Origin of the sequence: Fictibacillus macauensis ZFHKF-1 (genome assembly GCF_000269865.1) — a bacterium.
Taxonomy (GTDB): Bacteria; Bacillota; Bacilli; order Bacillales; family Fictibacillaceae; genus Fictibacillus_C; species Fictibacillus_C macauensis.
Genome location: NZ_AKKV01000030.1, coordinates 217,851 through 232,827 on the forward strand (window position 1 = coordinate 217,851; position 14,977 = coordinate 232,827).

General features: G+C 42.8%; 14 protein-coding genes. 7 read left to right on the plus strand and 7 right to left on the minus strand.

Going from position 1 to position 14,977, the window contains the following annotated elements; genetic code table 11:
* Positions 1 to 38 precede the first annotated feature (38 nt).
* Positions 39 to 974, plus strand: a complete 936-nt coding sequence (locus A374_RS14280; protein ID WP_007202938.1) for a diacylglycerol/lipid kinase family protein — start codon at positions 39 to 41, stop codon at positions 972 to 974.
* 832 nt (positions 975 to 1,806) lie between these two features.
* Here the strand turns inward: A374_RS14280 and A374_RS20670 are convergent.
* A complete protein-coding gene (locus A374_RS20670; protein ID WP_156793227.1) occupies positions 1,807 to 2,151 on the minus strand; it encodes a hypothetical protein in 345 nt (114 codons plus the stop codon).
* A 96-nt stretch (positions 2,152 to 2,247) separates the two neighbouring features.
* Positions 2,248 to 3,153, minus strand: a complete 906-nt coding sequence (locus A374_RS14285) for a DMT family transporter (protein WP_007202939.1) — start codon at positions 3,151 to 3,153, stop codon at positions 2,248 to 2,250.
* 105 nt (positions 3,154 to 3,258) lie between these two features.
* Here A374_RS14285 and pdxR point away from each other — a divergent pair, with 105 nt between their 5' ends.
* From pdxR to A374_RS14310, 5 genes are all read left to right on the plus strand, one after another.
* Positions 3,259 to 4,674, plus strand: coding sequence for a MocR-like pyridoxine biosynthesis transcription factor PdxR (gene pdxR, locus A374_RS14290; protein ID WP_007202940.1), 1,416 nt, complete (start codon positions 3,259 to 3,261; stop codon positions 4,672 to 4,674).
* Between the two features lie 137 nt (positions 4,675 to 4,811).
* Complete coding sequence (locus tag A374_RS14295) at positions 4,812 to 5,834, plus strand: extracellular solute-binding protein (RefSeq protein ID WP_007202941.1); 1,023 nt, start codon at positions 4,812 to 4,814, stop codon at positions 5,832 to 5,834.
* Entirely contained in the window at positions 5,834 to 7,390 is a 1,557-nt protein-coding gene (locus A374_RS14300; RefSeq protein WP_007202942.1) for an ABC transporter permease, read from the plus strand. Before A374_RS14295 ends, A374_RS14300 begins: the two co-directional genes overlap by 1 nt.
* Positions 7,387 to 8,415 carry an ABC transporter ATP-binding protein gene (locus tag A374_RS14305; protein WP_007202943.1) on the plus strand — a complete coding sequence of 343 codons (1,029 nt, stop codon included), beginning with the start codon at positions 7,387 to 7,389 and terminating at the stop codon, positions 8,413 to 8,415. Before A374_RS14300 ends, A374_RS14305 begins: the two co-directional genes overlap by 4 nt.
* Positions 8,416 to 8,581: 166 nt before the next feature.
* On the plus strand, positions 8,582 to 9,238 hold the full coding sequence (locus A374_RS14310) for a YesK family protein (RefSeq protein WP_007202944.1): 657 nt from the start codon (positions 8,582 to 8,584) through the stop codon (positions 9,236 to 9,238).
* A gap of 58 nt (positions 9,239 to 9,296) precedes the next feature.
* On the opposite strand, the gene A374_RS14315 is transcribed toward A374_RS14310, so the two are convergent.
* The 4 genes from A374_RS14315 to A374_RS14330 all read right to left on the minus strand — a co-directional run bounded on the left by A374_RS14315 (position 9,297) and on the right by A374_RS14330 (position 12,654).
* Entirely contained in the window at positions 9,297 to 10,259 is a 963-nt protein-coding gene (locus A374_RS14315; protein ID WP_007202945.1) for a tRNA dihydrouridine synthase, read from the minus strand.
* 96 nt (positions 10,260 to 10,355) lie between these two features.
* Positions 10,356 to 10,562, minus strand: a complete 207-nt coding sequence (locus tag A374_RS14320) for a helix-turn-helix transcriptional regulator (RefSeq protein WP_007202946.1) — start codon at positions 10,560 to 10,562, stop codon at positions 10,356 to 10,358.
* Between the two features lie 314 nt (positions 10,563 to 10,876).
* Complete coding sequence (locus A374_RS14325) at positions 10,877 to 11,824, minus strand: phosphotransferase (RefSeq protein WP_156793228.1); 948 nt, start codon at positions 11,822 to 11,824, stop codon at positions 10,877 to 10,879.
* 41 nt (positions 11,825 to 11,865) lie between these two features.
* Positions 11,866 to 12,654, minus strand: a complete 789-nt coding sequence (locus tag A374_RS14330; protein ID WP_007202948.1) for a CPBP family intramembrane glutamic endopeptidase — start codon at positions 12,652 to 12,654, stop codon at positions 11,866 to 11,868.
* Between the two features lie 428 nt (positions 12,655 to 13,082).
* Here A374_RS14330 and A374_RS14335 point away from each other — a divergent pair, with 428 nt between their 5' ends.
* Positions 13,083 to 13,538 (plus strand): VOC family protein, encoded by a 456-nt coding sequence (locus tag A374_RS14335; protein WP_007202949.1) that lies wholly within the window; start codon positions 13,083 to 13,085, stop codon positions 13,536 to 13,538.
* 56 nt (positions 13,539 to 13,594) lie between these two features.
* Here the strand turns inward: A374_RS14335 and A374_RS14340 are convergent, their stop codons facing one another.
* Entirely contained in the window at positions 13,595 to 14,254 is a 660-nt protein-coding gene (locus A374_RS14340; protein ID WP_007202950.1) for an SMI1/KNR4 family protein, read from the minus strand.
* Positions 14,255 to 14,977: the final 723 nt, after the last annotated feature.

The following is a 14,977-nucleotide window of genomic DNA, read 5'->3' on the forward strand; positions in this document are numbered from 1 at the left end:
ATACTAGGAAGATAGGGGACAATTAGGGAGGAAGAATGGTGGCACGACAACTCATATTCATTATTAACCCATTAGCTGGTCATGGTCGGGGAAAAAGCGTATGGGAAACGGTGCAAAAAGCACTGAATCAACAAAATGAGCATTACGAGTATTTCATCACGCACTATCGTGGTCATACGGGGGAAATTGTACATCAGCTATTAATGAACCATGATCCTGAAACACTACTCATCGTAGCCGTTGGTGGCGATGGTACGGTACATGAAATTAGCAATGCACTAACATTTCAACCGAATATTCCAGTGGGTTACATTCCAGCAGGCTCTGGCAATGATTTTGCTCGTGGGCATGACATCGCAAAAGATCCACTTCAAGCGCTTGAGCGCATTTTAACAAAGCGACATGCTCCACTTCATACAATTGATATCGGTGTTTATTCACTGTCACAGAGTGCCAATCATCAGCCACACTTTGTGAATGGCTTAGCCATTGGTTTTGATGGCGCGGTCACTAAAAAAGCAAATGAATCAAAATTTAAAGGGTTTTTAAATAAATACAAACTCGGTGGCTTAAGCTATCCATTGCTAGCACTAAAGCTACTTTCATCGTATCAGCCACACAAATTAACCATTGCGATTGACGGCAAACAACATACATATGACAACACATGGCTCGTCGCTGTGAACAATATTCCGTTTTATGGAGGCGGTATTAAAATCGTTCCTCATTCGATTCCAAATGACGGCATTATGAACGTTTGTATCATTCATAACATTCCAAAATGGAAAATTTTATTCGTATTTGCCGCCGTTATGCTCGGTGCGCACCAATCCATCAAAGGTGTAACTTTTTTAGAAGGTGCTGACATTAACATTACAAGTGATACCGATATGATCATTGCTGCTGACGGCGAAATAATTGGCACGACACCGATCCACATCGCCGTTCAATCTAATATGCGCTACATCGTGTAAAAGGAAAAGATGCTGAGACATAAACAGCCTTCGCACATAAAAAATGGCTTCATCATCCGTTTCGGTGATCAAGCCATTTTTTTCATGTCGCTCCTTCGTTTGATTTTAGATTGTTTGCCGTATATAAGTCGTCATCGAATGCACCAAAAATTGGAGTAGAGAGCACGCTCTTCTGTAAACGCGCGTGGGCAGTCCGTTCGCAGTTCGCATGCGGGAGCCTTCGAGTTGCGCGCAGACCAGGTCCGTTCGCGGGCGGGAACCCCTGATTCGCGCGCAGACCAGGTCCATTCGTGCGCAGGAGCCCCCGATTCGCGCGCAGGCTAGGTTCGTTCGCGCGCAGGAGCCCCCGATTCGCGCGCAGGCTAGGTTCGTTCGCGCGCAGGAGCCTTCGATTCGCGCGCAGACCAAGTAAATTGCTTCCAACAACGTAGGTAAGAGATGAAAAATAGAGAAAATAAAGAGAAAATCTCGTAAATGCGCTCAAAAATGAGAAGAAATAGCGTAAAAGCTCTTCAATAATGGTGAAAAGAGTAAAGAGCACAGGAACCCCAGATTCGCGCAGACCAGGTCCGTTCGCGGGCGGGAACCCCAGATTCGCGCAGACCAGGTCCGTTCGCGGGCGGGAACCCCAGATTCGCGCGCAGGAGCCTTCGATTCGCGCGCAGGAGCCCTCGATTCGCGCGCAGACCAGGTAAATTGCTTCCAACAACGTAGGTAAGGGATGAAAAATAGAGAAAATAAAGAGAAAATCTCGTAAATGTGCTCAAAAATGAGAAGAAATAGCGTAAAAGCTCTTCAATAATGGCGAAAAAAGCAAAGCGCGCAGGAGCCCTCAATTCGCGCGCAGACCAGGTCCGTTCGCGCGCAGGACCCTTCGATTCGCGCGCAGACCAGGTCCGTTCGCGCGCAGGAGCCTTCGATTCGCGCGCGGGCTAGGTCCGTTCGCGCGCAGGAGCCTTCGATTCGCGCGCAGACCAGGTAAATTGCTTCCAACAACGTAGGTAAGGGATGAAAAATAGAGAAAATAATGAGAAAATCTCGTAAATGCGCTCAAAAATGAGAAGAAATAGCGTAAAAGCTCTTCAATAATGGCGAAAAAAGCAAAGCGCACAGGAACCCCTGATTCCCGCAGACCAGGTCCGTTCGAGCACAGGAACCCCCGATTCGCAACAACCAAGTCAATTCCCCTTCATGCGCCACGAGACAGACCAAGTATTGTGTCACAGTCTCTTTTCTATGTAGAATTCCTCCTCTTGGCACATGACGCTCTCCTCTATAACGATTGCGAAGTTTCTTCACTTACTACTCCCTTTTTCACCGGCTTGCGCAGCGCAACAAAGGCACCACTGCCAGCGAGCACGCACCCAGCAAGCAATGACCACGTCACATCTGATTCACCGATGAGAACAGATGCCGTCCCTCCTACCGCCGGAAATAACGCCACCATATAGCCACTTTTTACGGCCCCCATGTTCTTCACTAAAATTAAATAAAACAACCAAGCAAAAAAAGATGCAAAAATAGCCAGATACATCACACTTAGCCAATACGACGTATTCATAGGCATCTTTAACGGAACACCTTGAATCCAAACGAAGAGACCGACGATGATGCTCGCTACGAAAAAGGCGACCGTATTGCTATACACGATATTCACTTCTTTTTCAGCATTCACTGCGCTACAAACGTCTCCAATACTTGTAATAATCGTTCCGAGAAAGGCTAGGACAATACCGCTCACTGATAGCGTTTCTGGCGCTTGTAGGAGAGTGGGCCCTACTAAGCATCCGACTGCCGCGATGCCAAGACAACCGCCAAGAATTATGCGTAAGGCTGGTCGTTCTTTGCGCAACAGAGCTAGCGCAAGTGGTGTAAAAACCACTTTCATAGAAAAAATCATCGTGACGATTGCTGCTGAACTAACGATTGTCGCATAATACAGCAATAGATAACTGACCGCTAAGTTACACACACCAAAAAGGAAAACCGTCCCCCATGCGTTGCGTGGCTGTATGTGTTGCGGTCGCTTCCATAACAGCAGTAAAAAAAATAAAAAACCCGCCATGACTAAACGATACAGAAGCGACTGTTCTAGTGGTACCTCATTTCCTTGTAGTTTCACTGCGATAAAATTCAATCCCCACACGAGCGTACAAAATCCATACAATCCTTTATTCATCTCTCGTCCCCCCAAAGCGTCTCTATATAATTATGGAACGGATCTGTCATTTCCGAAAGAGACAGTTTATAATAAAAGCAGATGACAGATGAAAGGGAGATCTCTATGGTTGAACTGTTGTTTTCATTAAATCGGGATAGCTCTATACCGATGTACACACAAGTGTATACCTACATACGCTCACAAATTTTAGCCGGTACCATACCACAAAACGCAAAGCTACCATCTATTAGACAATTAGCTTCACAATTAAACGTTAGTCGCAACACGACGCAATTAGCTTACGAACAATTGCAAGCTGAGGGCTATATTCGCAGTGAGTATAAGCGCGGTTATTACGTAGAGACACTCCTAACCGATGAGATTTTTTCCTATGAAAGCCACAGAACCCACTCACCAGCCTCACTACAAAACGCTGCCAATGATGTAATTGATTTTAAATTAGGGACAGTAGATGAAGAACATTTCCCGCTTAAAACGTGGCGACGCTTAGCGAATCGAGTGATGAAAGAATCTTCTATTTACGCCTATGGAGAGAAACAAGGAGAGCTTAGCTTGCGAGAACAGCTTGCTCATTACTTATTTCAGTCACGAGGCGTCCATGCGACTGCTTCGCAAATTGTAATAGGCGCCGGAACGAAGCAACTACTGCTGCTTCTCTCGCTTCTATTAAAAAAAGATTACCCATCCATTGCTATGGAAGATCCCGGCTATGATGTAGCACGAACCTTTTTTGAACACATGTCGTTTGCCGTTACACCGATCTCCGTTACGACAAGTGGACTACAAATCGATGCACTGCGCGCTTCACAAGAAAAGCTTCTCTACGTTACACCGACGCATCACTACCCAAGTGGCATAACGATGTCTGTAAAGCAACGCATGCAGCTGTTGCATTATATTAGTAACGTGAATGGCTACATTATTGAAGATGATTATGATAGTGAGTTCCGCTACATTCATCAGCCTATTCCTTCACTACACAGCATGGATCACAACGAGCGTGTCATTTATATGGGCACGTGTTCTAAGGCATTGCTACCGTCTCTTCGCATCAGTTATCTCGTACTGCCGCCGTCATTACTCACTGCCTATCATGCGTACCTTGCTGTTTTTGAACAAACGGCGTCCACCATTCATCAAGAAACATTGGCACTCTTTATGCGCGATGGCTTTTGGTATGCTCATCTCCGAAAAATGAGAGCACTGTACAAACGAAAAATGCATACGCTTGTTGCGGCACTCACCCGTTCTTTTCAGCAGGATCTTACGATGAAAGGGGAGCATTCGGGGCTCTTTGTTGTCATTGAAGTAAAACGTGCGATCCGTGAAGAGCTATTAATAGAAGCGGCTCGTCAACACGGTGTCATCGTTTATCCGTGCTCACGGTATTATGCCGAGAAACAGCCTCTGTTTCCACAAGTACAGCTTGGGTTTGGCAACCTTTCTGAAGCACACATTGAAGAAGGTGTACGTAAGCTTTGTAACGCCTGGCGTCCCCTCTTAGAATCGAACGAGTGAGAATCTTTTTCAGTATATTATTTGACGTGCCTATTTTTCTTCTTTATACTTGTGACTGATAATAATTATCACTACCAATAATTAACTACAATAAATAGAGATACGTTCAGGTACTGAGTTGAAAGGGGACGTAAGACATGATTGGGAAAAAAGTAGCGAGCACAGCATTATCCATCGTATTAGTGGGGGCACTAGCAGCCTGCTCAACCGGTAAGAGTGATAGCGATGAGAAAGCACTCACCATTTATAGCGGTCAGCATAAGGAAGTAACGGATGCTGTAGCGAAAGACTTTACGAAAAAAACAGGAATTAAAGTAAATGTTCGTGAAGGATCCAGCAATGAACTTGCTCATCAAGTGGCAGAAGAAGGCGATCATTCCCCTGCTGATGTTATTTTCACAGAAGAAACGGCTTCACTTGTCATGCTTAGTGAAAAAGGATTACTCGCGAAAGCCAGTGACAAAGCGCTTCACCATATTTCTAAACAATATGAAGATGCAAACGGTAAATGGGTCGGTTTATTAGCACGTTCTCGCGTTGTTGCTTACAACCCCGATGAAGTGAAAGAACAAGACTTACCGAAGTCCGTATTTGACTTTGCTTCTGCCAAGTGGAAAGAAAAAGTAGCCTACGTGCCAACGAGTGGCGCTTTTACCAACCAAATTTCAGCAATGATTAAGCTCTATGGCCAAGACAAAACAAAAGCATGGTTAGAAGGCTTAAAAAAATACGGCAAATCCTATAAAAATAATAAAATTGCTTTAGACGCTGTGGAAAAAGGCAATGTGAGCGTAGCGCTTATTAATAACTACTACTGGGATCGTGAAGCGAAGGAAAAAGGCAAAGAACACATGAATTCTAAGCTTCACTATTTCGGAAATGGTGATATTGGCGATATGATCTCGCTATCAGGAGCTGCCATTGTAAAAGCAAGTGAGCATAAGAAAGAAGCACAAAAATTCTTAGAATTTGCGACTGATCTTAAAGGACAACAAGCCTTAACAGAAGCAAGCTCACAATATCCTGTTAATCCAAAAGCGAAAACTCAAGGAATGAAGCCTTTCTCAGAATTACATCCCCCTAAAGGCACGCTTCATTTAGGCAAGTATTCTGATGGTAAACAAGCAATTGCGCTCTTACAAGAAGTTGGATTGCTGTAATGTTTACAGTGAGAAAGGAGCAACAGCGGCCGAAAACGTCGCTGTTGCTCCTTTTACCTATTCTTCTGTTTTTATTTATTGCTTGCTTACCTCTTCTTTACATTCTTTTACGTGCACAAGAAGTTGGCTTTAAAAACGCACTCTCGCTTATTTTTCGGGATCGTGTTTACGAGCTGTTGCGTCATACGCTGCTGCTCGATTTTACAGTGACAGGTGCTTCAATGATCATCGGTGTGACAACGGCATGGTGCATTGAACGAACGAATTTATGGGGAAAACGAATGTGGAACGTCCTCATTACGATTCCATTTGCGGTTCCCGCCTTTATTTCAAGTTATAGCTGGGTTTCTTTAAGTCCGATGTTTGAAGGTTTTTTCGGTGCTTTTCTCGTGCTTACGCTTTATAGCTATCCGCTCGTTCATTTGCCTGTTGCTGCGAGTTTACGAGGCATGAACGGTTCTTTAGAAGAAGTATCGCATTCATTAGGCTATGGACGTTGGCAGACATTTTGGCGGGTCATTTTTCCACAACTACGTCCCGCGTTATTTGGCGGAGCATTATTAATCGCGCTTCATACGTTAGCAGAGTTCGGTGCGCTCTCCTTACTGCGCTATGATACATTTACAACCGCGATTTTCGATCAATACACGATGGCATTTAACGGCGCTTCCGCTGCTATGCTAACGACTGTGCTCCTGTTTTTATGCCTTATTTTCATTAGTCTAGAACTATACAGTCGTGGAAAAGCGCGATACGTTTCTGTTGGCAGTGGCGTCGCTCGCCCGCAAAAGCCACAGTCTTTAGGTGTTTTTACACCCTTTGCACTTTTAGGCTTTGCGCTGCTGACCGTTCTTGCAGTCGGCATTCCCCTCGGACGTCTTGTGTATTGGCTCCTTCGCGGATCGTCTGCGCAATTTCCACTTACGGAGTTGCTAACGAATTTAGGAACGACTCTTGCCTACGGTCTTGGTGGCGCACTCGCCACTCTACTTATTGCCTTACCACTCGTTATGCTCTCCATTCGGGCCCGAGGGACACTGTCGCTTTTACTTGAGCGCGTTCCGTATTTTATTCATAGTTTGCCAGGACTTGTCATCGGTCTTACACTCGTCTTTTTTGCCGTTCGTTACGTTCCAGTGCTGTACCAAACGTCGATTGTACTGATCATTGCCTACGTCTTGTTATACGTGCCGCTTGCTCAGTCATCGGTTCGAGCGTCTTATGAACAAGCACCAAAACGCATTGAAGAAGTAGCTCGCTCGCTCGGGAAAGGACCGCTCGCTGTCTTTTTCACGGTAACCTTACCACTGATTATTCCTGGCATTGGTGCAGGGATGGCGCTTGTTACGTTAAAAGTAATGACTGAACTTACCGCGACATTATTGCTTAGACCAACTGGTGTGGATACGCTTGCCATCCAAGTATGGCAGCATACAGCCAATTCTGAATTTGCTGCGGCCGCCCCTTATGCCGCGCTACTCATACTCATTTCTAGCGTACCTGTTTATGTGCTAACGATGCGCTCGTTTTCTAGCAAAAGGAGAGGAAATCTATGATGGCATTACGTATTACAGATCTTTGTAAAAGCTTTGACGGCCAGACCGTCTTAAATAATGTAGCGTTAGAGTTACCAAAAGGAAAATTACTTGCTATTTTAGGTCCTTCTGGTTGTGGAAAAACAACACTATTACGCAGCATCGCTGGTTTTGAAATGCCATCAACCGGTACGATTGAGATTGCAGGCGTTTCTGTTTTTAGCGACAAAAAACAACTACCTGCTGAAAAACGTCGCGTCGGCTATGTACCGCAAGAAGGGGCACTGTTCCCGCATCTAACTGTTGCTCAAAACATTGCCTTTGGACTTTCTCGGCAAACACGCAATCAGCGTGTGAAAGAAATGCTTGCTCTCGTTGGTATGGAAGGCTTTGAAAAACGAATGCCACACGAACTGTCTGGCGGTCAGCAGCAGCGCATTGCCCTTGCTCGCGCCCTTGCCCCTCATCCCGAATTAATTTTATTAGATGAACCTTTTAGTGCACTTGATACGGGCTTGCGTGCTCAGCTGCGCGAAGATATTAAATATGCACTAGAGCAAGCGGGCGCTACAGCTATCATGGTGACACACGATCAAGAAGAAGCCTTTTCAATGGCTGATAGGATCGCCATTATGCGTGATGGCAAACTCGTCCAAACCGCCGATCCTGATGCCGTTTATACGACTCCAAGCGATGTACACGTCGCCACCTTTGTCGGTGACGCTGTCATTCTGAAAGGCCAAGTGAATGGCAATCTAGTAGAGTGCCCACTTGGATCGCTCTGTTACCAAGGCTCATCACACAGTAGGGAAGCTGTAACCGTGATGATTCGCCCTGAACAAGTGACGATTGGAAGTGCCCAATCCGGCGTGATCGCAAAAGTAACGAAAACGATCTATTTCGGTCACGATTCACTTATACATTTAGAGCTTGAGCATAGCGAACAACACTGCACCCCTGCCATCCGCGTTCTCGGCAAACCACCCGTCAAAAAGGGCGATCTCGTCGGCTTACAAGTGAACGGTGATGTAGTGATTTATGGCTAAAAAAACGATTGTACCTCTTTTTGCTCGTTGAAGCAGAAGAGAGCAATCGTTTTTTTGTTGGAAAAAAGTTTTATAGAGATTCATTTTAATTTTCAAATGAATACCTATACAAGCAGAGCATATATAGTATAATTGGTATAATTTAGTATTTATAAGGAGTGGACTTATGACGTATGCGTTTCCAATAGGCTTAATTGCAGGTGTTGGTCTTTATGCACTTACGTATCTTTTTTCGCAAAAGTTAGCACATTTAAAACGCGCATTAACAGTTTTTATTGCCGGCGTTGTCGCTCTTTTAGCCAGCCTCATCGTCATTGGTGGGTTTGAAGGAATGCCCTATGGAATGCTCGGTTTCGGTCTCATCACCTCCGCAGTAGTATTAGCCATTTTGGGACGGAAGGCTCTATGGAGAAAGGTTGCTTTTCTGCTTATTATGGTCGTTGCCGCAGGATCATTGTTTTTCACCCATTCTAACGTCCATTATTGGGTCATTGAAAAGACGGATCATATGGGAAGCGAAGATGCCTTAGCGTATTCCAAACAGCTCGAAATCAACCCATCCATAAAAGGCTATAAGATTTTTACTATCTCCGAAGGCAAAAAAGGCGTTATGTTATCGTTAGGTGAGCAGCGAGCGGGCAATACCATCCAAGTGAAAAGCGTAAAAGGACAGGGCGATGAAACCGTCATAGAAGTAAGCTCTACACATAATAAATCACAAGAAAAAAATCCTTGGATCATGATTGGTGTTGATTCGTTACAGAGTAATGTTATCGTAAAAGACGTGGATGGCACAGTGTACGAGAAAACTTCAAAGCCATAAAGAAAAAAGATGGCTCCGGAACACTTCCGAAGTCATCTTTTCCATGTGTAGACACCTGCTATTCTGCTGAACTTTCTTTAAAATCGTTAAGAAGGCTTCGTACTTCATCTGTAGAACGAGCATTCATAAGACCATTTCTTAATTCACCCGCACCGCGGAAGCCACGCACGTAAATTTTGAAAAAGCGATGCAGTGTTCGAAATGGACGAAGATTCGGATACTGATCGTGTAAGTCCATATGCAATCGAAGCAAATCTAATAGCTCGTCACTGCTATGCTCTTTCGCTTCTTTTTCAAACGCAAACGGGTTATGAAAAATACCGCGGCCAATCATAATGCCGTCTACTCCGTACTGTTCAGCGAGCTGCAAGCCGGTTTGGCGGTCAGGAATATCGCCATTGATCGTTAATAACGTATTAGGAGCAATTTCATCGCGAAGCTTTTTAATTTCTGGAATGAGCTCCCAATGCGCATCGACCTTACTCATTTCCTCTCTCGTTCGAAGGTGAATGGATAAGTTCACAATGTCTTGCTTCAAAATATGCGTTAGCCACTCGCGCCACTCATCTACCTCAGTAAAGCCTAGCCTCGTTTTCACACTAACAGGCAATCCGCCTGCTTTTGCCGCTTGAATCAATTCAGCCGCAACGTCCGGGCGAAGGATAAGACCACTGCCTTTGCCGTTTTGCGTAACATTGGGAACCGGACACCCCATATTAATATCGATGCCACGAAAGCCCATTTCCGCCATGCCAATGCTCATTTGTCGGAAATTCTCTGGCCGATCTCCCCAAATATGAGCGACCATCGGCTGTTCATCTTCTGTAAACGTAAGGCGACCTTGTACACTTTGAATGCCTTCTGGATGGCAATAACTTTCACTATTTGTAAACTCGGTAAAAAACACATCTGGTCGTGCCGCTGCACTGACTACATGACGAAACACCACATCCGTCACTTCTTCCATTGGTGCAAGTATGAAAAATGGCCGTGGTAATTCACGCCAAAAATTATCGTTCATTTGTACATTCAAATCCTCTCAAAAATTACTTCTGTACCACTTATACCATGCCTTCATCATCATTGACAAATGAAGACCAACCGTAGCACATCTTCTTTATTTATAATCGTCTGCTTCTAGCGTAAACATACTTTCTACTGTCGTTTGAAACACGTTCGCAATCATCATAGCTAAGGGCAATGAAGGGTTGTATTTTCCTTTTTCAATGGAAATAATGGTTTGCCTAGAAACGCCTAAAAGCTCTGCTAATTTATCTTGCGAATAGCCTTGTTGCTTACGATACTGTGATACTATATTTTTCAAAGTGTCCCCTCCCACAGCTATATATAGCAGTATAATGTAAAATGAACTTTACGTAAAGATAACGCACTAATGGAGGGTGAACATAAAAAAAGACCCCATTTCTTAGGGGAATGGTGGTCTTGATCATTCTCAGATTTAAAATACCTTACATGATGTAATTAATTCTTCAGCCCACGCTACAATTTTTGTGTTACTACTGATGTACATTTCTTGACTACCTCTTCCATGAGTTTGCATCTCAATTCTGCTGCCACCATGTGGAAAAGTTGTCCTCTTTTTTTCAATTAGAACACACCAAAAAGCTACCGTACTGACTACAAACCCCCAACCATCTCTTCCAACTCGCTGTGAACCTTGGAAAGCCACACCATCTCATGAGCAAACCTAGCAGGTGAGACGCTGTGCTGATCCATACCTCCTGTAATCCACCACGTACTTTCCATATACCATAGCATCCGCATGGCTCTTTCTAAATGACCCACCGGGAATGGGTGTTCCGTTCGGTAGCCGTTTAAAAAGGCTACAGCATTTTCTACTGAAAAAGCTTCATCTAAAAGCGAGCCCGATAGGATCGCTCTTGCAAGATCAAGCTCGGGATAATCGTACTTCAAGCGATCAAAATCTAAAATTGCTGTTAGTCGATTTTCGTAGAACAGCATATTATCAACCCACAAATCGCGATGTGCTAGACCTTTTTCACAAGTCAGGAGAGAAGAAACATCCAGTGCTTCCGTCGCTTTTAGTTGAAGTTCTATAAAGAATACCAGTCGACATTGTTCTGCCATTTGTGCCTCTTGATAGAGCGCAGTCCAATGCTGTAGCCTCTCCTCTTTACTCGGGGGAAGAAACTGTGGCTTGGCATTTCGGATCGATTGTCGCTGTAACAGTCGATGCATTTTGCCTGTTTGACAACCAAGCTCATACATTTGTGCTTCGTTCATTTTTCCAGCTGTAATCATCGTGCCTTCATGAAAAGCCATCACTACAAATCTTCTATTCTGATTTGTCACGTGCATGAGTTGTCCGTCATGCGCTAAAAGCTTTGGACACAGGAGTCCTTCGCTATGTAATGTTTGCTGTAATTGTAATGCTCTCTGCAAGTCCGCAACATCATACAGTTTTAAACGTTCCTGATTGTATTCTTTCAACAAAAACGCACCTTGCGTAGTGTTAAGCTTCCATTTAAGATTGAGCCACCCGCGATTGATGGGTGTCACTTGTAGAATTTCCAAAGCAAATTTTTCTTGGCAAGACTGTTGCAGTTAGCGATACATGCGGTATTGCTGTTCTTCCGCTTCTACCCTCACTTTCTATCACCCACATACGTCTCCACGTTGTTCATCATAGGCGGTCGATTGCGATTCGCGGGAATAAGCGCATAGATGAGGATTGAAAAAGCCAATCCGACCGCTCCACTTACTAACGTTTGATGACTGATGAACGCCGTTTGTACACTGTTACAAAAGGCATGCGTTAAAATACAAAGAAATACGCTATTTGTTTTATAAAAAACGGTTGATAACAAAAACGAAAAGGCAAAAACATTGATCGTGAAAACCGGTATATTTAAATTCTCATTCTGAAACGTGCCAATCATAAAAAACAGCGGCAAATGCCAAAGAACCCAGATGATACTGACAAGCACTGTGCTTTGCAGGGCAGATAATCGTTTTAACAATTCCGGAAGCAACACACCGCGCCATCCAATTTCCTCAAACCCACCAATTATAATAAAGGCAGGAATTTGCAAAAGTATGTACTGAATCGGTAACCCTTGCTCTCCTCCCACGATGAAATATGGTAGGAACGAAAAGAACAAAACAATTACAATCATGTACACATACGGAGTTAGTGCTCTGGGCGGTTTGTAGCAACTTCTTAAAAACGTTCGAAAATCCGCTTTCGATTCAGACGTTTTTTTAACCGTTATAGCACCAATTGCAGGCCCGATCACCCCTACCACATAAAATACATACATCATCACAGATGAACTAAATGGACTCTGATTCACTTGGGTATAAATAGCGATGATTCCCCAAAAAAGATACGTTATTGAAAACGTTGCAACTAAATATTTTCTTACTATAGACACCGTTTCATCTCCTTTTAGTAACCTTTTTCAATCTGCTAAAACGTTTTTTGCATCTTCCTTTCTCTACTCGGTTTATGGATGGCACACTTCCATTATAAGGAATGCTGCTTTTTTTACATCAACCATATGTAATAAATTAGTAAAAGCAGTGTGAAGTAGCTTCTTCTCATGAGCCAACTAGGAATATGTGGTATTATTCCAAATAATCACTTTATAAAGAAGTAAGAGCAAAAAAAAGGATCGTCAGCAGTACGATTATTCTGCTGACGATCCCTTTTGGGGTGTAAAGTGAACGGTAGGATAATATCCTCCTTGTTTACATATACATTAGACTTTTTAGCATTGGTATGTCCTTTTATATTTTTTAAGAACGAGTATACTTTATATGTAAAGATCGAGGTAACCCTAAGAAAAAGGAGGAATACATCATGATTAAAGGATTATATGAGGCTCACTTGCCTGTTACTAACTTACAAGTTTCAATTGAGTTTTATCAAAAATTAGGTCTAAAACTGTACAAGCACACGAGTAAAGTTGCTTTCTTTTGGATATCAGAAGGTGAAAGCTGGCTTGGCTTATGGGAAGGGGCAGAAGCTAGTATTCCCTACCACGTTTCTTTAAGACACATTGCATTTCAAGTAGATTTAGAAGATATTAAACAAGCGAAAGCATGGTTAGAAGAACGTGGCATTAACGTACGAGCAACCTTTGGTTTAGAACCAAAAGAACCAATCGTTATCCCCAATCAGGCTCACGCTATGATCTATTTTGATGACCCGGACGGGAATCATTTGGAGTTCATTACGAGACTACCACAAGAGATTGACCGATCTGACAAACTATACTTAAGTGAATTTGAAAACCTATACTTATCTAAAAAATGAACAAACTCAGAAATAGGATGTAATTTACACCCTATTATCTTCTGAAATTTATTCGTTCAAGTTTTTCTCTTTGTATTTTCATATTCTGACTCGATCATATGGAAGGATTCTTTGTAGTAATTCTCATCTGGTTGGTAGATTGAAGTTTCCGGATTAAAATCAATTGGTTTGTTGTATGCGTTTTCCGCTGTGATTAAGTGCCAATCCCAGTAGTTGTTTCCCTGCACCATAATAAAACGTTCAATAAACATTTCAAAATTGCATTGAAGGTACGTTGGTTCATTCATGTCGCATAGCTCTGCAAAAAGTAGATAATTCGATTTCCTGCCTTTTGCTTTATTTAAGTCCATGTAAATGTATCCGGTATACGAATCATGGTAGGCGAGTGGAAGCCAATGATTCGGAAGCTCTAAAGCTTGCAGCCCATCAATGACAGTAGGAATGTGTTCTAATGGGAATATCTCAAGACCCATGCTATATTCTGTTTGAAAGAGATTGGCTCCATTATGTACTTTTAAAAAATCAGTATAATCAGGTGGGAGCTCTTTTTGTAGTGACTTTTCAAAATCTAGAATGGCAGCACTACTAATACCTTCAGAGAAGCTGCAAGATTCTTTAACCACTTCTCCTTCATCATCCTGATTATAAATAAACCCATTTCCTAACTCTAAACGTTTTTTCAGCCCATTTAGGGCGTTTCTACAATACGGGTTCATAAGGTAACATCTCTCCGCTTATTAAAAGTAGGTTCAGAACCGACTCACAGTTTTTGGTTTTAAATCTCTAGTGGCAAATTGAATATAGGCGATCATGACAGCTGCTATGTTCATTGCACGAATCAAACAGTTATTTGAGCGCCATACTCATATAGGAAATTTAGGTGGAGGCATTTTAAACTGATAATTACATCATCATTTAGCGGCCATCTCATGGCGATGGATTACACAACTTTCCAGTATCATATTAATTTCTTCATCGTTCATTTCCGTTACCCCATTGCTAGAATTGATCTGCTAGTTCGCGATCAGAAAAGGGTTCTTATATATATGTTGCGCCTCTTCCACATTTACCCTTTTATATAGTTTATATAAAAAGGAAATAAATTGGTATATGACATTCGTGCTAGATTGTGTGATTAATCCTAAATAAAAAAATGGACCTTTATAGTCCGCAATTGCTCATTATACGACGCATTTCCATTGAACTTGTTTTTTGCAATGAAAAATCAGACAAAAAATGTAAAGTTTTATACACCTAAAGCAGAGGCTGATTCTTAAAGAAAGATTCAAACGATCTGTTAATTTTTTAATAAGCGAAAGGCCTCAGAAAAATTCTGAATCCCTCTGCCTATTTATTAAATAGTATCAACGGTCAGGATTTCCTAGCACTTCGTCCTTCCAGATAAACACTAATTCCCTGAACTGATCCGTTTCCATTGT